The organism is Sphingobium sp. UBA5915 (assembly GCF_002431195.1).
Lineage (GTDB): Bacteria > Pseudomonadota > Alphaproteobacteria > Sphingomonadales > Sphingomonadaceae > Sphingobium > Sphingobium soli.
Genome location: NZ_DJDV01000012.1, coordinates 11,609 through 35,801, shown reverse-complemented (window position 1 = coordinate 35,801; position 24,193 = coordinate 11,609). Strand labels below are relative to the sequence as shown.

The following is a 24,193-nucleotide window of genomic DNA, read 5'->3' as shown; positions in this document are numbered from 1 at the left end:
TGTCTAGCGCCGGGACGGGTCGGGCGGGGGCGACGCGTCCCCCTCTTCGCGGACAGCGTCCCGGCTCTGCGCCTTGCGACGGCGCAGATTGTCTCGCAAAGCCTGCGCCAGCCGTGCCTTTTTCTCGTCCTGCGTTTCAGCCATGAAAGCGGCATAAGCAAAATTCATCATCCGCAGCAAGCCGCCTTGACACAAGCGGTTCTGGCGGTCATAGGCCCGGCCTCCAAAGGCGCAGATGGCGTTGCGGACCGGACGTAGGGCTGCCTTGGCTCGGCGGTAAGCGCTCCCTGAGAGGGGGCCTGCCGAGCAAAAGCGGGGCTGCGTAGGAAGTCACGGCGAACCTGCCGGCTCTGTAGAGCAGTCAGGAGAGCCGATCGAGTTGGTTTTGCTGCTGTAGCTCAGTGGTAGAGCACTCCCTTGGTAAGGGAGAGGCCGCGAGTTCAATCCTCGCCAGCAGCACCATTTCTCATCCTCAGAGCACGAGAAGAGCGCCGGGGCAAAGGGCCGCTCGATATCGTTCGCGTTTTGGCGACGGATCGGTCTTGTCTAACGGGGCGGGCGTCGCCGACGACAATGAGGACGTCGCTGTTCCGTGCACCAAACAGGCAGAATGGCCTGGGCCGTCGGCAAATGGGGCATTTCACACTTTGCCCCATCGTCCGGGCAGAGCGAGGCTTTGCCACATATCCATTTATTCTGGCCTTGCTCCATATTCGAAGCTAACCAGCTCATATATATGACTTTGGAGTATCCCATGTTTGCGACCCGCGACCTTATCATTCCAGGCGCGGTCAGCGACATGATGGCGCTCGCAGAGAGGGATATCGGCATCGCGTGCCTGGGTACGATGCCGCGCAGGTCGGCGGATCGTGACGTCGGCGACATTGATGGCGTCATCGAAATGGGCGGCACTCCCATTCTGCCGGGCGACCGCTTTTGGTGGACATGGAGGGCATATTGATCCGCTCTCCCGGCATAGCAAAGGGGACCGCATCGTGATCAAGGCCGATCCCCGATTGCCACGGTATCAGCAGATCCGCGACGATATCGCTGCCCGCATTGCGCGCGGCGAGTGGAAGGCGGGTGAGGCGATCGCGACGGAGGCGGAGTTGTCCAGCATCTATGGCGTCGCCATCGGCACCATCCGCCGGGCGATCGATGAGCTGGCCAGCGACGGCGTGATCGAGCGGGCGCATGGCAGAGGGATGTTCGTGCGGCGCGCCGATTTCAGCACATCCTTGTTCCGTTTCTTCCGTCTGGGATCGTGTGGAGAGCGGTCGATCGCGCCGGACAGTCGGATATTATCCCGGTCATTGGCCACCCCTTCGGATATCGTCCGGGACAGGCTGCGCCTTGGTCCTGAGGAAAACGCAATCCGCATGATCCGTCTGCGAACCGACGGAGGCAAAGTACTGCTGCGCGAGGAAATATGGCTATCGGCCACCCTGTTCGGACCGATACTGGATATGGACATCGCAATGCTGACGCCGCTTCTATATCCGGCCTATGAACGGCATTTCGGCCGCATCGTCGCGCGCGCGAAAGAGCGTCTGACAGTGGAGACCGCGGATGCGGACGTCGCGTGCGATCTGGAGGCGCCGGCCGGATCCAGTGTCGTGCGGATCGAACGGCAAGCGATAGATCATGCGGACCATCCCTTGGAATGGCGCACCTCCCACGGTCTGGCGGACCAGTTCGTCTACGAAGTCGAAGTTCACTGACGAACATTCATCGGAAAGACATTTGACAGCCTCGTGCCGCTAATGTCATATAGATGACTATAGGAGTAGGTGAATGGTCGAGGGTGATTCCGCCCCAACAGATCGAAAGGCGGTAGCTGCTGCCAGCTTTGGCGGCTGGGCAGCCGATGCTTTCGATTATCAGCTGTTCGGTCTTGCTCTGCCCTTGATGCTCGCCAATTGGCATCTCAGCCCGCAGCAGGCGGGTTCGATCATCACATTCGGCCTTGGCTGTGCTGCTGTCGGCGGTCCGCTGGGTGGCCATCTGGCGGATCGTTTCGGACGCATCCGGATTCTCACCATATCGATCCTGGTGGTCGCCATTGCGACATTCGGGGCGGCCTTCGTCACGGCACCCTGGCAGTTGATGGTCCTCAAGGGTGCCCAGGGGCTGGGATTTGGCGCAGAATGGTCCGTCGGGGCGGTCATGCTGGCGGAGATCGCACCGCCGCGAAAGCGCGGATCTTTCCTGGGCATGATGCAAAGCGCCTGGTCGGTCGGCTGGGCGGCTGCCGTATTGGTGTATCTGGCGGCAACGCTCTGGCTCCCCGGCGATCTGGCCTGGCGCGCGATGTTTTTGATCGGCATAGCGCCTGCCGCCCTGATTTTCTGGTTTCGCCGGCGGCTCATCGCGCGGGAGCGGGCGCCAGGCGCGCTTAACAACGCGGGCATTGCGCCTCTGGCAGAATTTTCTGTCCGGAAACGACTGCTTCTCGCCTCGCTCGTCGGCCTGGGCGCACATGGTGGTTTTCACAGCCTGTTCACCTGGCTGCCGACGCTGCTCAGCACGGTGCGGCTTTATTCGCCGACGCTGACCGGGCTTGCGCTGTTGCTGATGACGCTCGCCTTCGCGACTGGCTGCCTCGTCGCGGGATTTCTGTCGGACAGGCTCGGGCGGCGGCCGGTCATTGCCCTGTTCGCAACCTGCTCTGCCCTGTTCGCCCTGCTCTTTGCCCTCACCGATGGCGGGCCAGCGATCATCCTGATCCTTGCCTTGCCCGTCGGTTTCGCCGCCGGCGGCACGCCTGCGATATTGGGTTGCTGGTTTGCCGAGATGTTTCCCGCTCCCGTGCGCGGGGCCAGCGTCGGGCTGGCCTATAATGGCGGGCGGTTGGCGTCCGCCTTGCTGCCTGGCCTTATCGGCTGGGCATCGGCGGCGATGCCGCTCGACATTCTGATCGGGATCGTTGCTGCGGCCAGCTATGGCCTGGTCGTTCTTATCCTGCCGGCGCTGCCCGAAACCCGCGACGTCAATCTGATCGAAGGCGCGACCGCATGATCGCTCGTCGATCCTTCCTCCAAGGCGCGATCGCTTTTGCCGCGTCGCCAGCTTTTGGCAGGGATTTCCAAGGAACAGCCGCAATCGATACGCACGCCCATGTGTTCCGGCGCGACCTGCCCCTCGCGCAGCGCCGTCGCTACACTGTCGATTACGACGCCACGCTGCATGACTATCTGATCATGTTGCGCGCCAATGGCATGGCCAGGGGCGTATTGATCCAGCCCAGCTTCCTGGGCTTCGACAACAGCTATCTGCTCCGTGCGCTCGAGCAGCATGGGGAGCAATTGCGCGGAATAGTGGCTCTGCCGCGCCAGACGCCGGCCGATGACATGGCGCGTCTGGCAAAGGCGGGAGTCGCTGGCATTCGGCTGAACCTCATCGGCCGTAACGATCCCGACTTTGGCAGTCCTGAATGGCGCCGGCATCTTGCAGTCGTCGCACAGCTTGGCTGGCAGATCGAAATCCAATGCGAAGCCGCCCGGTTGCCCGGCCTTCTGCCGGCTTTGGTCCAGTCCGGAGCGCCGGTGGTGGTCGATCATTTCGGTCGACCCGATGCCGTCCTTGGCGTTAAGGATCCTGGCTTTCGCTATCTTCTGGAGGCTGCCGGCAGCGGCCAGGTCTATGTAAAATTGTCGGCGCCCTATCGGATCGGGGCGAAACTGGCCGAGAACGCAGCGCCCCGGTTGTTGAACGCCTTTGGTCCGGATCGACTGCTCTGGGGGAGTGACTGGCCTCATACCCAGTTCGAAAATGTCGCTGATGCGGGCGAATGCCGCAGCGCGCTGGACCGCTGGGTGCCTGACCCCGCCGCGAGATCCGCGATCCTCACATCCACGCCGACCCGACTATTTGGGTTCAAAGCTTTCAAGGCACGCTGATGTCCATGCAAAAGGCGGCCGGCGCCGCGCTCTTCCTGCTGCCTGCATTTCCCGCGACGGCCCAGACATCGCAGCTGGGGCTCGAACGACTGGTTAGGGATCAGGCTGCCGCGCTGGAAGCGCAGCAGGCACGGATCGATGCGCTGGAACGCCGCCTGGCCGCGCTGGAGCCTGTGGTGCAGGAAACGGCGGTCACCGCGGCTGAGGTGGCGAAGGCAAGGCCTGTCGTGGAAACGCGCCTCGACCGGCTGGAGCGACTGCGCAACCTGCCGGCTGGGAACGCGGCGATGCGGCCTGCTTCCGATCCGCTGACTGCACCATCGCCATCGCAGGCGGCCAATGTGGATGACGAAAGCTTTGACTGGACCAAGGGCCTGCCCCAGATCACCAGTGCAGACGGCAAGTCCGCCATGCGGCTTCGCGGCCGGATGCTGTTCGACACGTCGAGCAGCTTCGGGTCGAATTTCGACCGGCGCAACATCACCGGGACCAAGGCGCGCGCGATCCGATTGGGCGTCGAAGGCAAGCTTGGCGACATGATCGGCTATCAGGTCGAATTCGATCTAACCGACAATCAGGCCGCACTGCGCGGCGCCTATTTATCCTTCACCAAGAAATGGGGCGACAATATTTACGAATTGTCGCTGGGCAACAGGCTTACGGACCGGTCGATGGAAGGGGCGTCGAGCTCCGACAGCCAGCCCTTTCTAGAACGCAATGCCACAGCGCTGGCAACAGCCCCGCGAAAGGGATCGTTCGGCCTGGGCGCCATGGCGCGGGTCTATGGCAAAACCTGGCACGCCGCCGTTCAGCTCGACGGCAACGAAGCCAGCACCAATGGTAGCGTGAGCGACAGCACGACCTTGACCGGCCGGGTCCACTGGAATCCGTGGCGCAACAGTGAGGCTATCGTCCATCTGGGGGCCTGGGGGTATCGCGAAGATTTTTCGAGCGGAGTCGCAAGCATCCCGCTCTCGACCCGCATCGGCGGCCGTTTCAACGAACTCATCACCGTCCAGGCATCCAGTCTGCTCGATCCCGATCATGGGCAAGCCTTTGGCCTTGAACTGGGGGGCGTCTACAAGAGTTTCTGGATGTTCGGCGAATATGGCGAGCGCGATGTGTGGGCGCGCGACAGTGCGGGCGGCCGGCATGTCGGCGTGCGCGCCGGATCGATCGGCACCGGTGTCTATCTGACCGGAGAGAAGCCGCCCTATGTCGCGCGCGGCGGCGTTTGGTCCAAGCCGCGGGTATTGCGGCCCATAACCGATGGCGGCTGGGGCGCGGTCGAAATTGCCGCTCGCTACGACCAAGTCTCCTATTCCGGCCCTCTGGGTGGCGAGGGCTATTCCACCACGCTGGGGCTCAACTGGTATCTGCTCGACTGGGTTCGCGTGACCCCGAACTGGATCCGCTGGCGCACCGAAAACCGCGCGGGCGCCTTTGCCGGCGCCGACGAAGGCAACACCGTGGTTGGCCGCGTCGCCGTTTCCTTCTGATTGCATGACATCTTCCCCGACAAAGGAAAGCTGATGACCATATCCATTGTACCGGACGGCACGTCCGCCAATTCCCATGCGTTGGTGAGCGAGATAGAGCGCCGGACGATGCGCAAGGTGGCGTGGCGGATCGTTCCCTTCCTGATCCTGTGCTATTTCATCGCCTATGTCGATCGGGTGAATATCGGTTTTGCCGCGCTCACCATGAACGCCGACATTGGACTGACGCAGACAGCCTTTGGTATCGGCGGCAGCCTCTTCTTTATCGCATATGTGCTATTTGAAGTGCCGAGCAACGTCGCGATGGAGAAGTTCGGCGCGCGGGTCTGGATCGCGCGGATCATGATCACCTGGGGTCTGGTCGGGATCGGCATGGCTTTTGTCACGGGCGCCTATTCCTTCTATGGCCTGCGCTTCCTGCTGGGGGCGGCGGAAGCGGGCTTCTTCCCCGGCGCGGTGCTCTATCTCGCGCAATGGTTTCCGCGCGCATATCGGGCCAGGATCGTGGCGACCTTCATGGTCGCAATTCCGCTGTCCAATTTTCTGGGATCGCCCATTTCCGCGCTGTTGCTTTCGTTGGATGGGATGGCGGGCTTTGCGGGGTGGCAATGGCTGTTCATTATGGAATCTTTGCCGGCCGTTCTGCTGGGACTGGTCGCGTTGTTCCTTCTGCCGAGCCGTCCTAAGGACGCGAGCTTCCTGTCGGCCGAAGAACGCAGCTGGCTGACAGACACGCTGGCGAACGAGCATGCACCGGGCACCGCAAAGCCGGGTTCGGTGTGGCGCACGCTGACCAATGGCAAAGTATGGGCGTTGGCGGTGGTGTATTGCGGCAGCTCCGCCACCAGCAACGCCTTGTCCATCTGGCAGCCGCAAATCCTCAAATCCTTTGGCCTGAGCACTTGGGAAACGGGACTATTCAATATGATCCCGTTTGGGTTCGCCGCCATTTTCATGGTCATCTGGGGCCGTATCGCTGATAAGACGGGAGAGCGGATGTGGTCGACGGCTATCCCCTTGGCGCTGACCTCGGTCAGCTTGTTCGCGACGCTGCTGACGGGGTCATTGACCATTACCATGATCCTGCTCACCCTTGTTCTGATCGGCAATTACGCCATCAAGGGGCCATTTTGGGCCCTGTCGACCGAAACGCTCCCACCCAGCATGGCCGCCGCAGGCGTGGCTGCCATCAACACCATAGCCCATCTCGGCACAGGCGGCGCGACATCCGTGCTGGGGCATATAAAGGATCAGACGGGCAGTTTTCCGATGGCGCTGATCCCGCTGGCGACGTTGACCATGATTGGCAGCATCACCACTTTGTTGATCGGCAGAGCGCAGCGACAGCGCTGACGCGCTGGTCCGCCTGCTCGTCATGGCATGATATATCCCATTCCGGTGCGCGTTGGGGGGGGGGGCGGACAGGATCAGGGTCGGTACCGCGCTGACGCCTGCGATCGAATGGCGTCGCGTGCTGACGGCAACCAGTCCGCCGGCAGCCGCGTGTCCAACATCAGCTCATGACGGGAAATGGACTGGAGCGTCTCCCGGCATCCAGGGGGATGGGCGCACCATCACCGTGGCAAACAGGTTCGACGACGTACAGGCGCGCAGCCAGCTTTTGACGGCCGGAAGCGTGAGAGTGTCGAACCAACCCTGGTCGACCGCGGCGAATTGTCGAATGAACGGCATAATGGCTGCGTCCGTCAGCCCCCATGCGCCACCGGCCAGATAGGGATTGCACGCCAGCCTGCGCTCAAGCCTTTCGAGAAACGCCACCGCAGCGCTTCGATGAGACAGAGAATCCGATCCATGACGCTCAGGATATTTATATCGATCAAGGTCATGCTTGAAAGGGCCGTCGTTCAGCGCGATCAGCTCCGAGTCATCGCGGTTCAACCAGCCGTCAGGATCATTCCGGACCAATAGATGGCGCATGATGTCGAGGCTTTCGTCGATAACCCGGCCCTCGGGCAAGACGAGCACGGGGACAGTGCCTTTGGGTGAGGCCGCCAACAGAGCCTGCGGTTTTGCGGATAGCTTGACCTCCCGCAGTTCGACGCGGGCCTGGCTGACGACAACAGCCATACGCGCGCGCATCGCATAAGGGCAGCGGCGGAAGCTGTAAAAGATAGCGTCAGTCATCCGACCTTGAAACACCCCTTGTATCCTTGCCGATCACCATAGCCCCCTCGCCGGGCGCTGGTCGACCGTTGGGCGTCGACATGATCGGCTCACCGCCTATCAGGATGAAGGCCAATGCGCACTTAATTTGCCTATTTTGGCGGCAACGATACCGGGAAGACGTCGGTGAAGGACAAAGGCATCGGCCCCCGCCAGAAATATTCCGCAAACCGGAACGAACCGGCCAGAACGAACAGGTTGGCCCGCGATGGGGGAAAATCGCCTACATTTCCCAAAATATGAACGGCCGTCGTAGGCGGGGTTTGTTACGTTGTGCGTGGGTAATATCCTCGGTCGATAGCTGCGACGGTAAGTTGGTCCGAATATCCGAGGCTCTTCGCCATCGCCACTATTATGCCCATATATGCGTTTGAGCGATTGGTGTGATTATCAGCTCCATTAGTGTAGCAAAGAAACTCATGCCAAGCATCCAAAACATTGCGTTCTTCTTGAAAGACGATGACTATCATATTGAGTGCTGCGACGGGTTCTGGTGCTGAAATGTCTACCCCACGATACTCCATGAGTGTTTTCAGTATTTGATAACGTTCTCCCTATCGCTCCAATTCCGCATCATGTTCTCTCTGAAGATTTGCCGCTTGAGCGGGAGCCTTGTATGTAACCAAAACGGCGATCAAAGCCGCGATAAAGGCCAAAACGGAAGAAACGGCTTGCACAACCGTCGCGAGTTCTATCGTTCCCATGGTTCAAGATTAGCAAAGGAAACGTCGCTCTCAAGGTCTAACTCTAAATCGCAGACCTACGCACATTCTGTCGAATCGGCTATTCAACGCGCCGTCGCAGCCTTCGCCACATACCAACAGCTAATTGCCAGACTGGCTAGCCGGATAGGTCGTGGAAACTGCCCATAACCCGCCCGCGCGCCATGTGGGGCAGGGTAGGTGAGGCTAAGTCATTGAATTATTGGTCGGGACGAGAGGATTCGAACCTCCGACCCCCACACCCCCAGTGTGATGCGCTACCAGGCTGCGCTACGTCCCGACCGGAGGGCGCCCAATAGAGCCATGATCGCCCCGATGCAAGGGCTCAATCGCATTGGCGCGCGCGTCTCGTCCCATGTCCTTATCATATTGCCTCTGCCCCCTTGTCTGTGTTAGCCGCCCGCCCTTGATCCGTGGGTGCCGTGTGGCGGCCCGCGACCGACAGACAACAAGGCAGTCCCACCCATGTTCATTACCCCAGCCTTTGCCCAAACCGCGGGCGGGCAAGCCTCGGGCGCCGGTATCCTGGTGCAGATGGCGCCGCTGGTCCTGATCTTCGTCGTCTTCTATTTCCTGCTCATCCGTCCGCAGCAAAAGAAGATGAAGGCGCACAAGGCCAAGATCGACGCGGTGAAGAAGGGCGATCAGGTCGTCACCGGCGGCGGCCTGGTGGGCAAGGTGGTGCGCGTCGATGATATCTACGCCGATGTCGAACTGGCGCCGGGCATGAAGGTCAAGGCTGTCAAGGCCACGCTGACCGACGTCATCGATCCGATGACCGCCAAGCCCGCGAACGACTGAGCGGCGTCATGCTGAACTTTTCGCGCTGGGCGATCGCCGCGATCCTCCTGCCGCTCCTGATCGGCGTGCTGTGCGCCGTGCCGAGCTTCCTGCCCGACGCGGCCGTCGCGAAGCTGCCCGGCTTCATGCAGACGCGCGTCAATCTGGGGCTCGACCTTGCCGGCGGCAGCCATTTGCTGCTGGAGGCATCGACCCAGGACGTCGCCAGGCAGCGGCTGGTCAATATGGAGGAGCAGGTCCGCACCGAATTGCGGCGCGGCGACCCACGCATCGCGATCGGCGATATCTCCAGTCGCGATGGGAAGCTCAGCTTCATGGTCCGCGATCCGGCCCAGGTCGATGCCGCGGTCGAACGGATTCGTCCGCTGACCCAGGGGGCGGGCCTCACCGGCCAGCGCGACTTCAATGTCGAAGTGGTCAACAGCTCCACCATCGTCATCACGCCGACCGATGCCGGCATCGACAATGCGGTCAAGAGCGCGATGGAAGTCGCGACCGAAGTGATCCGCAAGCGCATCGACGAAATGGGCACGCGCGAACCCACGATCCAGCAGCAGGGTGACAATCGCATCGTCGTGCAGGTGCCGGGTCTTCAGAATCCCAAGGCGTTGAAGGACCTGCTCGGCCAGACCGCGAAGCTGGAATTCAAGCTGGTCGACACGGCCGCCAATCCGGCGGAAGTCGCGCAGGGCCGTGCGCCGGTGGGCAGCGAAGTCCTGCCCTATCCCGACAATCCGTCCGGCGTTCCCGTGATCGCGGTCAAGCGGCAGGTGATGGTGTCGGGCGAGGATCTGACCGACGCCACGCAGGGCTATGACCAGAATAACCAGGCGATCGTCAACATCCGCTTCAATGGCTCTGGTGGCCGCAAGTTCGGGCAGGTGACGTCGCAGAATGTCAATCGCCCCTTCGCCATCATCCTGGACGGCAGGGTATTGTCCGCCCCCAACATCAACGAACCGATCCTTGGCGGCAGCGCGCAGATCAGCGGCAATTTCACCGTGGAAAGCGCCAATCAGCTCGCCATCGCGCTGCGCTCGGGCAAGCTGCCCGTCGCGCTGACGGTGGTGGAGGAACGCACGGTCGGGCCGGGCCTTGGCGCCGATTCGATCCGCGCCGGCCTCATCGCATCGATCATCGCAGTGGTCGCGGTCGCCGCCTTCATGTTCGTGAGCTATGGCCGTTTCGGCGTCTATGCCAATATCGCCGTGGCCATCAACGTTCTGGTGATCCTGGGCGTGATGGGCATTTTGGGCGCGACGCTGACGCTGCCGGGCATCGCCGGCTTCGTGCTCACGATCGGCACCGCGGTGGACGCCAACGTGCTCATCTATGAACGCATCCGTGAGGAGCGCCGACGCGGCCGTAACGTGGTGCAGGCGATCGAACATGGCTATAAGGAAGCCAGCCGCACCATTTTCGAAGCCAACGTCACCCATGCGATCGCTGGCGGCATCATGCTCGCGCTCGGTTCCGGGCCGGTCAAGGGCTTCGCGATCGTGCTGCTGATCGGTATTGCGACCAGCGTGTTCACGGCCGTCACCTTCACACGCCTGCTGGCGTCGCGCTGGGTCCGCGCCAAGCGGCCGACCGAAATCACGATCTGATGCGCGCGCGTCGCATCTCCGTTCGCCCTGAGCTTGTCGAAGGGCTGTTCTTTCTTCGGAAGGGAACTGGTCTTCAAAAAGGACTGGGCTTCGACAGGCTCAGCCCGAACGGCATTAGGTTTTAAGCCATGAAACTGCTCAAGCTTGTCCCCGACAACACCAATATCGGCTTCGTCGCGATGCGGAAATGGGCGTTCGCGCTCACTGCCTTGCTGACGGTGCTGGCGATTGGTGCCGTAGCCCACAGGGGTCTCAATCTGGGCGTCGATTTCGTCGGCGGCCTGATGATCGAGGCGAAGTTCCCGCAGGCGGTGGAAACCGACAGGGTGCGCGCCACCATCGCCCGCCTGGGCGTGGGCGAAAGCTCGCTACAGCAGTTCGGCGATCCCAAGACGGTGCAAATCCGCCTGCCGCTGCCTGAGCAGGGCGGCGCGGGCGCGGCCAACGCGGTGGTGGAAAAGACCCGTAACGCGATGACGGCGCAGTTTCCGGGCGTCACCTTTTCCCGCTACGACACGGTGTCGGGCAAAGTGTCTGGCGAACTGATCCAGAACGGCATCCTGGCCGTGGTGCTGGCCGTGGTCGGCATCGCGATCTTTTCCTGGCTGCGCTATGAATGGCAGTTCGGCGTTTCGACCTTCGTCGCGATCATGCACGACGTGCTGATGACGCTCGGCTTTTTCGCCATCACCCAGCTGGAATTCGACCTCAACATCGTGGCGGCGGTGCTGACGATCGTGGGCTATTCGATCAACGACAAGATGGTGATCGACGACCGTATTCGCGAAAATATGCGCAAATATCGCAAGATGGACATGAAGGCGCTCATCGACCTGTCGGTCAATGAAACGCTGCCGCGCACCGTGATGACGTCGCTGACCATCCTGCTGGCGCTGGGGTCGCTGCTGCTGTTTGGTGGCCATGTGCTGCGCGGCTTTACCGCCGCGATGATGCTGGGCGTGGTGGTGGGGACCTATTCGTCCATCTATGTGTCGTCGTCGCTGCTCATCTCGCTCGGCCTCACCCCGCAGGCGTCGGAGAAAAAGGCGTCGAAGGCCGGCCTCGCCGCGCAGGCGGAGCGTGTCGGGCCGCGCGATGACGGGGCGCGACCCTGACCGATTCGGGCATCAAGCTGCGCCGCGACGACAGCGGGCAGGGGCCGATCGTCACCGGCTTTCAGGGGCGCGGCTTTCGCGTGCGCGATGATGTGTTCCCCGACGGCCTTCTGCTCAGCCCGTTGCGTGCCCTGGCCTGGACCGATGCGCCGCCGATCGATGCGCTCGACATGGCCCAGTTCGACGATCTCCTGACCCTCGACCCTGCGCCGGAATTCATGCTGCTGGGCACGGGCGCTGGTCTGCGCCAGCCACCACGGTCCTTCGTGCGCGCCCTGGAAGCGCGGGGCATCGGTGTCGAAGCGATGGACAGCCGCGCCGCCGCGCGCGCCTGGGGCGTGTTGCGCGCCGAGGAACGCTGGATCGTCGCGGCGCTCATGCCGCTCTGAGAGTCCTGGCGCTAGACCAGTCCCAGCCGGGTCAACTCGCCGAGCATGGCGGGCGGCATCGCCTCCAGATCATCTGCCTCACCGCTACCCAAATCCGGCGGCGCGTCCTTGTCCTCCAGATAGCGCCATCCCTGATGCGCGCGCTTGGGGATGGCGCGCACCGGGATCAGTCGGGGCGCCAGCCGCACCCAATATCGCCCTTGGCCCGTTTCCTCAAAACCAAGCAGCGGGCTGCGGCCGATGATAGTGTGCGCGTGAATCCAGTAAAGTGATCCGCCGGCCATCTCCTCGACGCGCTTGGGCAGATAGCGGGTGGTGATCCGCGCCTCGCCCAATCCGGCCTGGCTTTCCAGCCAGGCGCGCAGCGACGCGGGGCCTTCGCTGCGGAAGGCGATCTTGGTCATATGGAGGGGCATTACGGGCTTAAATGGGCGCTCGGATCAGCTCGTCAATCCCGCCGCGGTCGCCAACCCCAGGAAAGCGAAAAACCCCATTGAATCCGTGATCATCGTCACGAAGATGGAGGATGCGACAGCCGGGTCCAGGTTCATCCGGTCGAAGGCCAGCGGGACCGACGCGCCGGCCAGGCCCGCCGTGATGATGTTCGTGACCATGGCGGCGGCGATGACGCCGCCCAGCGCCATATTCTGGAACACCAGCGAGACACCGATCCCCAGGACGATGGCGACGGTCGCGCCATTGAGCACCGCGACGCGAATTTCCCGCAAGATGGTGCGCCGGGCGTTGGACCCGGTAATCTGGTTGGTGGCGAGCGCGCGCACGGTCACGGCCATCGTCTGGCTGCCGGCATTGCCGCCCACCCCCGCGACGATCGGCATCAGCGTCGCCAGCGCGACCATCTGCTGGATCGTGCCTTCGAAAATGCCGATGATGGTGGATGCGACCAGCGCCGTCAGCAAATTGGTCAGCAGCCACCGCACGCGGGCGCGATAGCTGTCGAGCACCGGCTCGTTGATGTCGCCTTCGCCCGCGCCCGACAGGCGTAAAATATCCTCGCCCGCTTCCTGGCTGATGATATGGACGATGTCGTCCACCGTGATCATGCCCACCAGCCGGCCGGAGCCGTCGACGACGGCGGCCGAAATCAGCGCATATTTCTGGAAGCGCAGCGCCACTTCCTCCTGGTCCATGTCGACCGGGATCAGCGTCTGTTCGCGCTTCATGAGGTCGCTCATCGGCACGTTGCGCGGGCAGGTCAGGATCCAGCTGAGCTGGCAGGTGCCGATCGGCCGATGGCCTTCGTCGACGACGAAGATTTCCCAGAAATCCCGCGTCAGGTCGCCGCTGTCGCGCAGATAGTCGATCACCTGGCCGACCGTCATATGTTCGGGCACCGCGACCAAGTCGCGCTGCATTAGGCGGCCGGCGGATTCCTCCGGGTGCGCCAGCGCGCTCTGGATCGCGGCGCGATCTTCCGGCTCCATCGCCTCCAGCACCGCCTGCTGGTCGGCTTCCTCCAGATCCTCAATGATCGCAACGGCGTCGTCGGTGTCCAGCTCGGACGCGAATTCCGCCACCTGTTCTGGCGCCAGCGCGCCGATCAGGTCGTCGCGCACATAATCATTGAGTTCGGAAAGGACTTCCGCGCCGACCAGGTCGCCCAGCGCCGCGGCCACGTCGGCGCGCCGCTCGGACGGAGCCAGTTCCAGCAGGTCGGCAATGTCGGCGGGGTGAAGCGGCGACACCAGCTCGCGCGCTTTTTCGCTGTCGCCATCCTCGACCGCGTCGAGCACGGCCGTCAGATATTCGGGCTTCAGCCGGTCGTCCTCATCGTGGCTGGCCTCCGCCGCCTCGATCACCGGATCTTCGAAATCATCCCCATGCACCAGGGGTTCGGCCACATCGCCGCGCTCGCTCATGGCGCCCCCTACTGTCCGGTTCCTGTAACATATCGTCGCTTTCGCCCATGCCCACCGGAAATGCAATAAGGAGACAGCGCTTCCATCCCCTTCATTAGCCTTTATATGGGCTCCATTCCCATGTCCCCGGCAAGAGAGGATTTTTCATGGCCGACGAAACGCTCACCCTCACCCTCGACAGCGGCGGCGACGTCGTCATCAAGCTGCGCCCCGACCTTGCGCCCGGCCATGTCGCGCGCATCGTCGAAAATACCAAGGAAGGCTTTTACGATGGCGTCGTCTTCCACCGCGTCATCCCCGGCTTCATGGCGCAGGGCGGCGATCCGACCGGCACCGGCATGGGCGGCCATCCCGACAAGCCCGACCTCAAGGCCGAATTCAGCCGTCAGCCGCATGTGCGCGGCGTTTGCTCGATGGCGCGGGCGTCCAATCCCAACAGCGCCAACAGCCAGTTCTTCATCTGTTTCGACGATGCGACCTTCCTCGACGGCCAATATACCGTCTGGGGCGAAGTGACGTCGGGCATGGAGCATGTGGACGCGCTGCCCAAGGGCGAGCCGCCGCGCACGCCCGGCAAGATTGTCAAGGCGACCGTCGCCTGAACTGGCAGCGGGGCGATAGCCGGATATCCCGGCCATCGCCCCGCGACCCTCATTTCGCTTCTGCCTGCTTCCTGCGCGCCATGCCATCGGTGATGGAAATCGGCGCGGTCACACTGGACGCAACCTGCGCCTCCTCAGGAGCATAGGCGCCGATCGACTGGATGTGCCAGCGGCGCTGTTCTTCGGTCGATCCGGGCACGTCGTTGACCCTGCGCAGCGTCACCTGCCGCAGCGCATACCAAGGCTTGCCGTTTGCGGCGATGCGCCCATAAACCTGAACCGGCACGGTCACATAGAGCGAGCCGGCGGCACCCTCGGGCTCTGACGGCGCACCGATATTGGCGTGGATTTCGCTGAAGCCCCGGAACCGCGCCGCGAAATGCGCGTCATCCTGCGCGCCGATCGCTGTTGCGGGATTCCACATATCCTGCGCATCCTCGAACCGCTTTTCTTCCAGCAATCCATAATAGCCCTGCACCACCTGGGCCGCGCCCTGCGCACTGTCCGGGTCGATCGACCCTTCTTCGATGGGCGCGGGATCCACCGGCAGGCCGCCCGGCGTGCCGGGTTCCGGCGGGGTGAGCGGTTCCATCAGCGCCATCGCTTCGGCGCGCACATTATTTTGCACCTGCGCCTGGTTGGCGCCATTGGCCAGATTGTCGATTGCGCTCTCCTCCCGCCCGTCGCAGGCCGCGACGAGCAGGAGGGTGGCCAGCGTGCTTGTCCTGATCGCTCCCCGCATCAGTTCGGGCGCACCCGATTTGCCGGTTCACGGCCGCCGCCCGACCGCATCGGCCGGGACATGCGCGATCCTGGCGAAGGCCGCGCGTTCATGCTGCGTTGGGGCCGGGGCTGACTTGCCTGGGGCCTGGGCGACGGACGGACCGTGGCCGCGCCATCGCGCCCGCGCCCGCCATTCCATCGACCACGCCCGTCTCCGCGACCGTCATTGCCATTGGGACGCGGGCGACCATAATTGCCGGGACGTCCGTCACGGTCCGGCCGTTGCCAATTGCCCGGACGCCCATCACGATCGGGTCGTCCATCGCGATCCGGCCGTTGCCAATTGCCGGGGCGTCCATCACGATCGGGCCGTCCATCGCCACGCCAGCCGGGCCGTCCGTCACGATCGCGGTCCCGCCACCGGCCGTCGCGCCGATCGTTTCGCCGCGCTTCCCAGTAGCGCCGCTGGCTGGCCGTCCAGCGATGACGCCGGCCGCCGCGATCATAGACATAATATCCCGTGCCCGGATAATAAAAATCATTGTACCAGCCATAGCCGCCGCCGACATAGCCCGGGCTGTAATAGGGGTCATAATAGCCGCCGCCATAATAGCCGCTGCCAACACCCACCCCGCCATAGCCATAGCCATCGTCATAGGCGCAACCGCCCAGTGCCAACGCGCCAGCCAAGCCGATGGCGGCCAGAAACCGTCTTGCAGGTCCAGTCATCGCCTGTCTCCTTATCCTCTTGCTGCTTGGCCTAACGCGTGGAGTTTGAATTGGTTGTGAATAGCCGATCCCTCGCGAAACTTTGATTTATGCAGCGTTCAGGAAACACGCCTATTGTTCATATGGCTGACAGAAACCGTGTTTTCTGCGCCACAATATCGCGCTTTGCCGCACTTTCGTCATTCAGGCGGGAAACCTTCCGATGCCCAAGGTCATTTTGATCCCTGCCGCTCCGGTCGCTTGAAGCACCATTTGCGCGGCCCGGCGGGTCCAAACCGCCGCAAGCATCAACAACAGATCAAAGGGTCAAACCCCATGAAGACACTGCTAATTTCGGCAGCCGCTGCCGCGTCCCTGATTCCCGCCGTCGCGATGGCCCAAAGCGGGTCAGTCGATGACGCCGGCGCTACCCGCCGCATCGAACCCTATGTCGGCGTCATGGGTGGCGTGCATAATTTCGATAGCGAAACCGGCAAGGAGGGCATCCCGCCCGTCGGCTATAAGGGCCGCATGGTCGAAGGCGTCGCCGGCGTGAATTACAATGTCGCTGGCCCGCTGGTGGTCGGCGTCGAGGGCACCGCATCCAAAGGTGTGTCGGGCGACATCGACTGGGAATATGGCGTGGCGGGCCGCGCGGGGGTCAAAGCGGGCAAGGACAGCCTGATTTTTGGCAAGGTCGGCTACAAGTGGGTCAATTTTGACGCGCTTGGTCCTGACAGCCCCGACTTTCATGGCACGACCTATGGTGCTGGCGTCGAACTGTCGCCCGCAGACATGGGCAGCTCGGCCCAGAGCAGCAACATCCGTCTGCGCGTTCAGGCCGACACGCTGGGCAATTTCCGCTCGATCCGTCCGATGGCCGGTGTCGTCGCGAAATTCTGATGTTTGAAGGGACGGGACGGGCACTGGTTGTTCGTTCCGTCTCTCACCAGTCACCTCTCTCCCGCCCGGGCTGAGAGTTGGGGTGCGGAACGGCTTTTAGGACTGCAGCCGTTCCGCATTCGCCCAAACCCGTCTTGCCATATTCCATGATGCCAGCCATCAGCATGCCATGACCTGGCATTTCTGGATCGATCGTGGCGGCACCTTCACCGACGTGGTCGCGCGCGACCCCGATGGGCGGTTGCACACTGCCAAGCTGCTCTCCAGCGATCCTGAACGCTATACCGATGCCGCGGTCGAAGCGGTTCGCCGCCTCACTGGCGTAGGCGACGGCCCTATCCCGCCCTGTTCGCTGCGCATCGGCACGACCATCGCGACCAATGCCTTGCTGGAGCGTAAGGGTGAGCCCGTCCTCCTTGCCGTCACGCGCGGGTTCCGCGACGCCATTCGCATCGGTACGCAGGAACGCCCCGATCTGTTCGCGCGCAATATCCGCCTGCCCGATCCCCTCCATCACGACGTCATCGAGATCGACGAGCGGATGACCGCCAATGGCGACGTGCGCGTGGCACTGGACGAACCGGCCGCGCGCGCCGCGCTCCAGTCGGCATATGGCCAGGGGCTGCGCGCTGTCGCGATCCTGCTGATGCACGGCTATCGTTACCCCACGCATGAACAACGACTGGCGCAAATCGCCGCCGATGTCGGCTTCACCCAGATCAGCGTCAGCCACGATGTTACGCCGCTGATCAAGCTGGTGGGCCGGGGCGACACCACGCTGGCCGACGCCTATCTCTCGCCTGTGCTGCGCGCCTATGTGGATGGGCTTCACGCGGCTCTAGGCGGGCGGGCCGACATGCTCTTCATGCAATCCAATGGCGGCCTGACGCCCGGTTCACTGTTCCGGGGGAAGGACGCCGTCCTGTCCGGGCCGGCGGGTGGCATCGTCGGTCTGGCGCGCACCGCGGAACAGGCGGGTTTCCGTGACGTGATCGGCTTTGATATGGGGGGCACATCGACCGATGTCTCCCATTATGCTGGCAGCTATGAACGGGACAATGAAGCGCGGGTGGCCGGCGTTCGCCTGCGCGCGCCGATGATGCGGATCGACACGATCGCGGCGGGCGGTGGCTCCATTTGCACCTTTGTCGATGGTCGCTTTCGCGTCGGGCCGGAAAGCGCGGGCGCGGTGCCGGGACCGGCCTGCTACCGGCGCGGCGGGCCGCTTACCATCACCGATTGCAACGTCATGCTGGGCAAGATCCAGCCCGGTTTCTTCCCCAGCCTTTTCGGCCCGAACGGGGACCAGCCATTGGATCGCGACGTCGTGGCGCAGCGTTTCGCCACCCTCTGCGCGCAGGTGAAGGAGGAAACGGGCCGCGTGATGACCCCGCGCGAGGCGGCGGAGGGCTTCATCGCCGTTGCCGTCGCCAATATGGCGAACGCCATCAAGCGCATTTCCGTCGCGCGCGGCCATGACGTGGCGCGCTATACCCTGGCCAGTTTTGGTGGCGCGGGCGGGCAGCATGCCTGTCTGGTCGCCGACGCCCTCGGCATGGACCGAGTGATGATCCATCCGCTTGGCGGTGTCTTGTCGGCCTTTGGCATGGGTCTGGCCGACCGGCGGGCGGTGCGGGAACGCACGCTCGCCTTGCCGCTCGCGCCTGACGCCATGTCCCAGCTGCAGGCCGCACTCGCCGCCATGGAGGCGGACGCGCGCGCCGATCTGCCGCAGGCGGACCGGACCGAAATCCTGCTGCGGCTTCGCTATGACCGTACCGACAGCCTGTTCGACGTGCCGCTTGCTGATTTGCCGGCGATGCGCGCGGACTTCCTGGCGCAGCACCGCGCGCGCTTCGGCTTCGACGGGCGTGGCGCGATCCTGATTGACATGGCGCGGGTCGAGGCGATCGCGTCCACCCGGGCGGCGATGGACGATATTGTCTTCTTTCCTGATGCGGCTGCGCCTCCGCTGGCGCAGGTCGATTGCGGCGGCCGTGCCGCGCCCGTGCATGATCGCGCCGGCCTCAATCGCGACAGCGACATTGACGGTCCCGCGCTTGTCATCGACCCGGTATCGACCACCGTCGTGGAGCCGGGCTGGCGCGCGCGCGTGGACGCCGTCGGCAATCTCATCCTCAGCCGGCACCAGCCCCGCCCCGCGCCAGAGGCGAGCCGAAGCAGCGGCGTCGACCCTGTACGGCTCGAGGTGATGGGCGGGCTTTTCATGGCGATCGCCGAGGAAATGGGCGCCGCGCTTCAGCATAGCGCCTCCTCCGTCAACATTCGCGAACGGCTCGATTTTTCCTGCGCGCTGTTCGATGCCGCCGGCAATCTGGTCGCCAATGCGCCGCATATGCCGGTCCATCTGGGCAGCATGGGGGACAGTATCCGCGCTATCCTGCAACGCCGCGGTCCCGGTGCGGACGGGCGGCCGATCGACGGGCGCGGCATGCAGCCGGGCGATGTCTACGCGCTCAACGCGCCTTATGACGGCGGCACCCATCTGCCCGACGTCACGGTCATCATGCCGGTTTTCGTCGAAGGCCGCGCCGCGCCTGCCTTCCACGTCGCGGCGCGGGGGCATCATGCCGATATTGGCGGCATCACGCCCGGGTCGATGCCACCGGGTAGCCAGTCGGTGGAGGAAGAAGGCGTCATCCTCGACAATCTGCTGGTCGTCGATCGCGGCGATTTTCGCGAAGTGGCGATTCGCGACCTGCTTGGCTCAGGGCCTTATCCCGCCCGCAATATCGACCAGAATATCGCCGACCTGTCCGCCCAGATCGCCGCCTGCGCCAAGGGTGCATCCGAATTGATACGGATAAGTAACGAATATGGGGTCGACACCGTCGCAGCCTATATGGCCCATGTTCAGGATCAGGCCGAATCGGCCGTCCGCCGGCTGATTGGGCGGCTCGACGATGGCAGCTTCACCTATGCCATGGACAATGGCGCACATGTCAAAGTCGCCGTCGCCATTGATGCCGACGCGCGCGCCGCCACCATCGACTTTACCGGATCGTCGGACCAGCTGCCCGGCAATTTCAACGCGCCCCTGTCGGTCGTGCGCGCCGCCGTGCTTTATGTCGTGCGCACGCTGATTGACGAGGCTGTGCCGATGAATGACGGCTGCCTAAAACCGATCACCATCATCGTGCCCGAAGGGTCGATGCTGCGGCCGCGTCACCCCGCTGCCGTGGTCGCGGGCAATGTCGAAACCAGCCAGGTCGTCACCGACGCGATCTTCGGCGCGCTGGGCGTCATGGCCGGCGCGCAGGGCACGATGAACAATTTCACCTACGGCAATGACCGGCACCAATATTATGAGACGATCGCTGGCGGATCGGGCGCGGGGCCAGATTTTGACGGCGCTTCGGTGGTCCAGACGCATATGACCAACAGCCGGCTGACGGATCCCGAAATATTGGAAACCCGCTTCCCGGTATTGCTGGAGGAATTTTCGATCCGGCCGGGTTCGGGCGGGGCAGGGCGGCATCGGGGCGGCGATGGCGCGGTGCGCCGCATTCGCTTCCTAGAGGATATGACGGCCGGCATCCTGGCCAACCGACGGACGGTGCCGCCCTTCGGCCTGAACGGCGGCGCGGACGGCGCGCCGGGGCGCAACTGGGTGGAGCGCGCCGACGGCACCGTCGAACCGCTTGGCAGCACCGCCACGGTCGAGCTTTGCGCCGGCGACGCCTTCATCATCGAAACGCCCGGTGGCGGCGGGTTCGGCAAGGCCTGACCCGCGGCCCCGGCTTACTGCCTCCAGCTTGAATCGATCCGGTCGATTACCCGCACCATCGCCTGGAAATCGGGAACGCCCGGCCCAACCGGCAATTGCACGCCGGCCAGGTCTCGCTGATGCACGGCGATCACGTCGGCCGGGATGTCGACCGGCGTGCCCGCCGCGCTGGCCGCAACCTGGATCTCGCAGGCGCGCTGCAAGGACCAGTGTTTCAAAAAGGCCTCCGGCAGGCTCGCCGCCATGACCAGCGTGCCATGATTGCGCAGCATCATCACCCGCTTGCTGCCCAGATTGGCGATCAGCCTGTCGCCTTCCTCCGGCCGGATCGTGACGCCTTCAAAATCATGATAGGCGATCTGCCCTGCAAAGGCGGCGGCGTAGAAGCTGATCGGCCGCAATCCTTCGGCGCAGGCGCTCACCGCCATCCCTGCGGTCGTGTGGGTGTGGATGATGCAATGGGCGTCGGGCAGGTGGCGGTGAAAGACGCTATGCTGGGTAAACCCTGCGCGGTTCACTGGATAGGGGCTGCCGTCCAGCACCTGGCCGTCAATGTCGATCTTGACCAGATTGGATGCCGTCACCTCCTGATAGCCAAGGCCGAACGGGTTGATCAGGAAGGCGCTCTCCTCGCCCGGCACGCGCAGCGTGATATGGTTGTAGATCAGTTCCGACCATCCCATATGGTCGAATATGCGGTAGCAGGCGGCGAGTTGCTGGCGCGCTTCCCATTCCTGCGGTGTCATGTCGGCTTTGTGTGCGGCGCTGGCCATCGGCGATCCTCCTGTCTATTATCGGGCCACTATCCGCCCGCCCGGCGCAAAAGTCGAGATCATGGCCTTTAGGCTTGAGTTTGCGCGACTCTGCTGGTAGGGCGCCGCCCACATGGCGCAGGGCGACCTGCGACGACTCACTGGCTTTGCTATTCGGTCGAGCCGTCGGGAAGGACAGAAACGTCCCGGCGACCCGCCCGTTTTTGATTGGAGATTGACGGACTTATGCAGATCATCGTTCGCGACAATAATGTCGACCAGGCTCTTCGCGCGCTCAAGAAGAAGCTGCAGCGCGAGGGCGTGTATCGCGAAATGAAGCTGCGCCGTCACTATGAGAAGCCGTCGGAAAAGCGCGCTCGTGAAAAGGCGGCCGCTGTTCGTCGCGCGCGCAAGATGGAACGCAAGCGCGCCGAGCGCGACGGCGTTCGTTAAGACGCCTGATCCCGGACGAGGGCGCCGCCGCCCCGTCCGCTGACGACTTTCCTGCCCTGACTTTAGCGAGCATAGCCCATGTCCACGACGGCTGTTCCCCTTCGTCCCATCGCTAAGGGGTCGCTGACCCGGCTCTGGATCGGCGTTGCCATCGTCGCGCTGGCGGCGGGCGGCCTCGCCTGGGCGGGGCAGCAGGGCGTCGCGCCGTCGCCGGCTGCCTTCCTGGCTCAGAATGCCCATGAAACGGGCGTGGTTACGACCGAATCGGGCCTCCAGTACAAGGTGCTGGAAGAGGGCAGCGGCCCCAGCCCGACGAGCAGCGATGTCGCGCTTGTCGGCTATAAGGGGGCGCTGCTGGACGGCACGGTGTTCGATGAAAATCCGCAGGCGCCGATGCCGGTCGATGGCGTCGTGCCCGGCTTTTCCGAAGGCCTGCAAAAGATGAAGAAGGGCGGCAAGTACCGGCTCTGGATTCCGTCGGAACTGGGTTACGGTGCTGAAGACAATGGCCCGATCCCCGGTGGCTCGGTGCTGGTCTTCGATGTGACCCTGCATGACTTCAAGTCCAAGGCGGAATTGATGCAGTTGCAGCAGCAGATGATGCAGCAGCAGGGCGCGGCGCCGCAGCCGGGGCAATAAGTCAGCCGTGCAACCAGTCGAGTGAGAGGAAGGGGCCGCCTGTCGGCCCCTTTTCTTTTGCCTTACTGGTTGTCGCTGCAGATGGTTTCCGGCGTCTCGCCAAAGGCAAGCGCCCCTGCATCGCCGACCTTGGCCTGTCCGGCAAACAGCTTGTCGAGCCGCTCGCGCACATCGCGGCGATATTCGGGGCAGGCAACTGACCGGGGCGCGGACACCTCGATATCGCAGGCGATCGCATTCTTGATCCTGTCGATCGCCGGTTCGTCCAGAATACCCGAATCGCGCAGTTCAAGGCACAGCTGAAGCAATCCAGCCGCCGTCGCCTGCGCGCGCAATCCCACATTGGTGAGATCGAAATGCAATTTCTTCTGCTTGTCGAGGTCCATCATCATGATCCGCTCCTTTCAATTTTTTCTATCTTACGCTGAAAGCAAGCGACGGAAAGCCCGTATGTTCCCTATGATATTTGACCCTGGATCAACCATCGGCGGGCTGTAGCAGCGCCTTGTCCCTGTCGGACCTGGATGCTTTTGACCGTTCCTCCAGATAGACTTTGATCATCGCGACGATCGGGTCAGCCAGGAACAGGCCGATGATGCCGAACAGTGCGCCGAACAGGATCTGTGCCGCCAGCACCAGCGCAGGGGCCAAATCGACCGCGCGCTTGGCCACCATCGGCACGATCAGATAGCCGTCGACGATCTGCACGACCAGATAAACCCCCACGGCGTAGAGACCCGTGTCCATGCCCCCGGAAAAGCCCACCAGGACAATGAGCACGCCCGATATGATCGCCCCGATATTAGGCAGAAAGGCGAGGAGGCCGGTGAGGATGCCCAGCAACCCCGCCATCGGCACGCCGAACACCCACAGCAGCAGCCAGGTGCCCACGCCTTCGACCGACATGCCGATGATTCGCCCGAACATCAGCCGGCGCAGCGTCCAGCCCATCTTGTCGGCGATGGTGTAGAATTGCGCGCGCTTGTCCATCGGCAGCATCCAGGCGACCCCGCGCTCGTAGAGTTTGGGTTCGGTCGCCAGGAAGATGGCCAGTACCAGCATCATCGCGCCGCCGGTGATCGCACCCATTGCCGTGCCGAGCGCCGCCGTTACGCGCCCCATGGAACTCATTGCCTGCTGGGCCAGGCCTTTCAAATCGCTGGGCGTGGCCGTGATGCCGAGTTGCTGCATCCAGCCGCCAATCCGCGTGACCTGCGCCTCGACGATGGTGCGCATCGCCTGCGCCTGCGCAGCCAGGCTCGATCCAGTAAGGTAGAATGTCCACACCAGAAAAGCGACCGCGCTCAACAGGACAATCGTCAGCCGCCAGCCCCTGCCGATCGGAAGGATACGCCCCAGTAACCGCGATCCGCCGTCCATCATCGTGGCCAGCACCATCGCCCCAAGGATCAGCATCAGCGGCTGCGCCAGCAGCGCCGTCAGCGCGATGGCGATCGCCAGCCCGAACCAGACGCCGGCGCGCTTCAGTTCCTGCTGGACCAGGGGGCTGCGCACTTCGCTGGGGCCGGGTTCCTCGACATGCTTGTGTGTCTCGCTCAAAACCCCGTG

General features: G+C 63.4%; 25 protein-coding genes and 2 tRNA genes. 16 read left to right on the top strand and 11 right to left on the bottom strand.

What is annotated here, in order from left to right; translation table 11 throughout:
• Positions 1-3: 3 nt before the first annotated feature.
• Positions 4-171 (bottom strand): hypothetical protein, encoded by a 168-nt coding sequence (locus tag B2V90_RS01700; protein WP_228221091.1) that lies wholly within the window; start codon positions 169-171, stop codon positions 4-6.
• A 216-nt stretch (positions 172-387) separates the two neighbouring features.
• On the opposite strand from B2V90_RS01700, the gene B2V90_RS01695 reads away from it, so the two are divergent.
• The 7 genes from B2V90_RS01695 to B2V90_RS01665 all read left to right on the top strand — a co-directional run bounded on the left by B2V90_RS01695 (position 388) and on the right by B2V90_RS01665 (position 6,751).
• A tRNA-Thr gene (locus B2V90_RS01695) sits at positions 388-462 on the top strand.
• 148 nt (positions 463-610) lie between these two features.
• Positions 611-961 carry a hypothetical protein gene (locus tag B2V90_RS01690; RefSeq protein ID WP_266103031.1) on the top strand — a complete coding sequence of 117 codons (351 nt, stop codon included), beginning with the start codon at positions 611-613 and terminating at the stop codon, positions 959-961.
• A 34-nt stretch (positions 962-995) separates the two neighbouring features.
• Positions 996-1,721, top strand: coding sequence for a GntR family transcriptional regulator (locus tag B2V90_RS01685; RefSeq protein ID WP_228221063.1), 726 nt, complete (start codon positions 996-998; stop codon positions 1,719-1,721).
• A 73-nt stretch (positions 1,722-1,794) separates the two neighbouring features.
• Positions 1,795-3,018 carry an MFS transporter gene (locus tag B2V90_RS01680; protein WP_228221062.1) on the top strand — a complete coding sequence of 408 codons (1,224 nt, stop codon included), beginning with the start codon at positions 1,795-1,797 and terminating at the stop codon, positions 3,016-3,018.
• Positions 3,015-3,899, top strand: coding sequence for an amidohydrolase family protein (locus tag B2V90_RS01675; protein WP_228221061.1), 885 nt, complete (start codon positions 3,015-3,017; stop codon positions 3,897-3,899). The genes B2V90_RS01680 and B2V90_RS01675 overlap by 4 nt, the downstream gene beginning before the upstream one ends.
• On the top strand, positions 3,899-5,398 hold the full coding sequence (locus tag B2V90_RS01670; RefSeq protein WP_228221060.1) for an OprO/OprP family phosphate-selective porin: 1,500 nt from the start codon (positions 3,899-3,901) through the stop codon (positions 5,396-5,398). Before B2V90_RS01675 ends, B2V90_RS01670 begins: the two co-directional genes overlap by 1 nt.
• Positions 5,399-5,431: 33 nt before the next feature.
• Entirely contained in the window at positions 5,432-6,751 is a 1,320-nt protein-coding gene (locus tag B2V90_RS01665) for an MFS transporter (protein WP_050763047.1), read from the top strand.
• A 165-nt stretch (positions 6,752-6,916) separates the two neighbouring features.
• Here the strand turns inward: B2V90_RS01665 and B2V90_RS01660 are convergent, their stop codons facing one another.
• The 3 genes from B2V90_RS01660 to B2V90_RS01655 form a co-directional block, all read right to left on the bottom strand.
• Positions 6,917-7,543, bottom strand: coding sequence for a glutathione S-transferase (locus B2V90_RS01660; RefSeq protein ID WP_228221059.1), 627 nt, complete (start codon positions 7,541-7,543; stop codon positions 6,917-6,919).
• A 305-nt stretch (positions 7,544-7,848) separates the two neighbouring features.
• Positions 7,849-8,121 (bottom strand): DUF6680 family protein, encoded by a 273-nt coding sequence (locus B2V90_RS23085; RefSeq protein WP_414711567.1) that lies wholly within the window; start codon positions 8,119-8,121, stop codon positions 7,849-7,851.
• A 386-nt stretch (positions 8,122-8,507) separates the two neighbouring features.
• Positions 8,508-8,584, bottom strand: a tRNA-Pro gene (locus B2V90_RS01655).
• Positions 8,585-8,769: 185 nt separating this feature from the next.
• Between B2V90_RS01655 and yajC the strand changes: the two genes are divergently transcribed.
• The 4 genes from yajC to B2V90_RS01635 all read left to right on the top strand — a co-directional run bounded on the left by yajC (position 8,770) and on the right by B2V90_RS01635 (position 12,216).
• On the top strand, positions 8,770-9,105 hold the full coding sequence (gene yajC / locus B2V90_RS01650) for a preprotein translocase subunit YajC (RefSeq protein WP_009822929.1): 336 nt from the start codon (positions 8,770-8,772) through the stop codon (positions 9,103-9,105).
• A gap of 8 nt (positions 9,106-9,113) precedes the next feature.
• Positions 9,114-10,712: a protein translocase subunit SecD gene (secD, locus tag B2V90_RS01645; protein WP_228221058.1), complete on the top strand. Its 1,599-nt coding sequence runs from the start codon at positions 9,114-9,116 to the stop codon at positions 10,710-10,712.
• Between the two features lie 128 nt (positions 10,713-10,840).
• Positions 10,841-11,827, top strand: coding sequence for a protein translocase subunit SecF (gene secF, locus B2V90_RS01640; RefSeq protein WP_009822927.1), 987 nt, complete (start codon positions 10,841-10,843; stop codon positions 11,825-11,827).
• Between the two features lie 47 nt (positions 11,828-11,874).
• Positions 11,875-12,216, top strand: coding sequence for an MTH938/NDUFAF3 family protein (locus B2V90_RS01635; protein ID WP_228221088.1), 342 nt, complete (start codon positions 11,875-11,877; stop codon positions 12,214-12,216).
• A gap of 11 nt (positions 12,217-12,227) precedes the next feature.
• On the opposite strand, the gene B2V90_RS01630 is transcribed toward B2V90_RS01635, so the two are convergent.
• Together B2V90_RS01630 and mgtE are read right to left on the bottom strand one after the other, a co-directional pair.
• A complete protein-coding gene (locus tag B2V90_RS01630) occupies positions 12,228-12,632 on the bottom strand; it encodes a DUF1489 family protein (protein ID WP_228221057.1) in 405 nt (134 codons plus the stop codon).
• A 24-nt stretch (positions 12,633-12,656) separates the two neighbouring features.
• Positions 12,657-14,096, bottom strand: a complete 1,440-nt coding sequence (gene mgtE / locus B2V90_RS01625; RefSeq protein WP_228221056.1) for a magnesium transporter — start codon at positions 14,094-14,096, stop codon at positions 12,657-12,659.
• Positions 14,097-14,242: 146 nt separating this feature from the next.
• On the opposite strand from mgtE, the gene B2V90_RS01620 reads away from it, so the two are divergent.
• Complete coding sequence (locus B2V90_RS01620) at positions 14,243-14,698, top strand: peptidylprolyl isomerase (RefSeq protein WP_009822923.1); 456 nt, start codon at positions 14,243-14,245, stop codon at positions 14,696-14,698.
• Positions 14,699-14,747: 49 nt separating this feature from the next.
• On the opposite strand, the gene B2V90_RS01615 is transcribed toward B2V90_RS01620, so the two are convergent.
• A complete protein-coding gene (locus B2V90_RS01615; protein WP_228221055.1) occupies positions 14,748-15,440 on the bottom strand; it encodes a hypothetical protein in 693 nt (230 codons plus the stop codon).
• Positions 15,440-16,150, bottom strand: a complete 711-nt coding sequence (locus tag B2V90_RS01610) for a peptidase (RefSeq protein ID WP_228221054.1) — start codon at positions 16,148-16,150, stop codon at positions 15,440-15,442. The genes B2V90_RS01615 and B2V90_RS01610 overlap by 1 nt, the downstream gene beginning before the upstream one ends.
• A 315-nt stretch (positions 16,151-16,465) precedes the next feature.
• Here B2V90_RS01610 and B2V90_RS01605 point away from each other — a divergent pair, with 315 nt between their 5' ends.
• Together B2V90_RS01605 and B2V90_RS01600 are read left to right on the top strand one after the other, a co-directional pair.
• On the top strand, positions 16,466-17,032 hold the full coding sequence (locus B2V90_RS01605) for an outer membrane protein (protein ID WP_037543164.1): 567 nt from the start codon (positions 16,466-16,468) through the stop codon (positions 17,030-17,032).
• A 169-nt stretch (positions 17,033-17,201) separates the two neighbouring features.
• Positions 17,202-20,780, top strand: coding sequence for a hydantoinase B/oxoprolinase family protein (locus tag B2V90_RS01600; protein WP_228221053.1), 3,579 nt, complete (start codon positions 17,202-17,204; stop codon positions 20,778-20,780).
• 14 nt (positions 20,781-20,794) lie between these two features.
• Here B2V90_RS01600 and B2V90_RS01595 read toward each other — a convergent pair whose 3' ends face one another.
• Entirely contained in the window at positions 20,795-21,553 is a 759-nt protein-coding gene (locus B2V90_RS01595) for a class II aldolase/adducin family protein (RefSeq protein WP_228228067.1), read from the bottom strand.
• A gap of 225 nt (positions 21,554-21,778) precedes the next feature.
• On the opposite strand from B2V90_RS01595, the gene rpsU reads away from it, so the two are divergent.
• Together rpsU and B2V90_RS01585 are read left to right on the top strand one after the other, a co-directional pair.
• Positions 21,779-21,985 carry a 30S ribosomal protein S21 gene (gene rpsU / locus B2V90_RS01590; RefSeq protein ID WP_021226581.1) on the top strand — a complete coding sequence of 69 codons (207 nt, stop codon included), beginning with the start codon at positions 21,779-21,781 and terminating at the stop codon, positions 21,983-21,985.
• A 78-nt stretch (positions 21,986-22,063) separates the two neighbouring features.
• Positions 22,064-22,624 (top strand): FKBP-type peptidyl-prolyl cis-trans isomerase, encoded by a 561-nt coding sequence (locus B2V90_RS01585; protein ID WP_228221051.1) that lies wholly within the window; start codon positions 22,064-22,066, stop codon positions 22,622-22,624.
• A 62-nt stretch (positions 22,625-22,686) separates the two neighbouring features.
• Here B2V90_RS01585 and B2V90_RS01580 read toward each other — a convergent pair whose 3' ends face one another.
• The gene (locus B2V90_RS01580) at positions 22,687-23,016 is read right to left on the bottom strand and encodes a hypothetical protein (RefSeq protein WP_009822916.1); all 330 of its coding nucleotides are present in this window, start codon (positions 23,014-23,016) and stop codon (positions 22,687-22,689) included.
• A gap of 85 nt (positions 23,017-23,101) precedes the next feature.
• Positions 23,102-24,184: an AI-2E family transporter gene (locus B2V90_RS01575; protein WP_009822915.1), complete on the bottom strand. Its 1,083-nt coding sequence runs from the start codon at positions 24,182-24,184 to the stop codon at positions 23,102-23,104.
• Positions 24,185-24,193 lie beyond the last annotated feature (9 nt).

Excerpts from the sequence above, each read along its gene's own strand:
- B2V90_RS01605 (WP_037543164.1), top strand. The coding sequence starts at position 16,466 with ATGAAGACACTGCTAATTTCGGCAGCCGCTGCCGCGTCCCTGATTCCC.
- B2V90_RS01600 (WP_228221053.1), top strand. The coding sequence starts at position 17,202 with ATGACCTGGCATTTCTGGATCGATCGTGGCGGCACCTTCACCGACGTG.
- B2V90_RS01675 (WP_228221061.1), top strand. The coding sequence starts at position 3,015 with ATGATCGCTCGTCGATCCTTCCTCCAAGGCGCGATCGCTTTTGCCGCG.
- secD (WP_228221058.1), top strand. The coding sequence starts at position 9,114 with ATGCTGAACTTTTCGCGCTGGGCGATCGCCGCGATCCTCCTGCCGCTC.
- B2V90_RS01690 (WP_266103031.1), top strand. The coding sequence starts at position 611 with ATGGCCTGGGCCGTCGGCAAATGGGGCATTTCACACTTTGCCCCATCG.
- B2V90_RS01680 (WP_228221062.1), top strand. The coding sequence starts at position 1,795 with ATGGTCGAGGGTGATTCCGCCCCAACAGATCGAAAGGCGGTAGCTGCT.
- rpsU (WP_021226581.1), top strand. The coding sequence starts at position 21,779 with ATGCAGATCATCGTTCGCGACAATAATGTCGACCAGGCTCTTCGCGCG.
- B2V90_RS01670 (WP_228221060.1), top strand. The coding sequence starts at position 3,899 with ATGTCCATGCAAAAGGCGGCCGGCGCCGCGCTCTTCCTGCTGCCTGCA.
- secF (WP_009822927.1), top strand. The coding sequence starts at position 10,841 with ATGAAACTGCTCAAGCTTGTCCCCGACAACACCAATATCGGCTTCGTC.
- B2V90_RS01630 (WP_228221057.1), bottom strand. The coding sequence starts at position 12,632 with ATGCCCCTCCATATGACCAAGATCGCCTTCCGCAGCGAAGGCCCCGCG.
- B2V90_RS01585 (WP_228221051.1), top strand. The coding sequence starts at position 22,064 with ATGTCCACGACGGCTGTTCCCCTTCGTCCCATCGCTAAGGGGTCGCTG.
- B2V90_RS01660 (WP_228221059.1), bottom strand. The coding sequence starts at position 7,543 with ATGACTGACGCTATCTTTTACAGCTTCCGCCGCTGCCCTTATGCGATG.
- B2V90_RS01580 (WP_009822916.1), bottom strand. The coding sequence starts at position 23,016 with ATGATGATGGACCTCGACAAGCAGAAGAAATTGCATTTCGATCTCACC.
- B2V90_RS01595 (WP_228228067.1), bottom strand. The coding sequence starts at position 21,553 with ATGGCCAGCGCCGCACACAAAGCCGACATGACACCGCAGGAATGGGAA.
- B2V90_RS01665 (WP_050763047.1), top strand. The coding sequence starts at position 5,432 with ATGACCATATCCATTGTACCGGACGGCACGTCCGCCAATTCCCATGCG.
- B2V90_RS01620 (WP_009822923.1), top strand. The coding sequence starts at position 14,243 with ATGGCCGACGAAACGCTCACCCTCACCCTCGACAGCGGCGGCGACGTC.
- B2V90_RS01700 (WP_228221091.1), bottom strand. The coding sequence starts at position 171 with ATGATGAATTTTGCTTATGCCGCTTTCATGGCTGAAACGCAGGACGAG.
- yajC (WP_009822929.1), top strand. The coding sequence starts at position 8,770 with ATGTTCATTACCCCAGCCTTTGCCCAAACCGCGGGCGGGCAAGCCTCG.
- B2V90_RS01615 (WP_228221055.1), bottom strand. The coding sequence starts at position 15,440 with ATGCGGGGAGCGATCAGGACAAGCACGCTGGCCACCCTCCTGCTCGTC.
- mgtE (WP_228221056.1), bottom strand. The coding sequence starts at position 14,096 with ATGAGCGAGCGCGGCGATGTGGCCGAACCCCTGGTGCATGGGGATGAT.
- B2V90_RS01610 (WP_228221054.1), bottom strand. The coding sequence starts at position 16,150 with ATGACTGGACCTGCAAGACGGTTTCTGGCCGCCATCGGCTTGGCTGGC.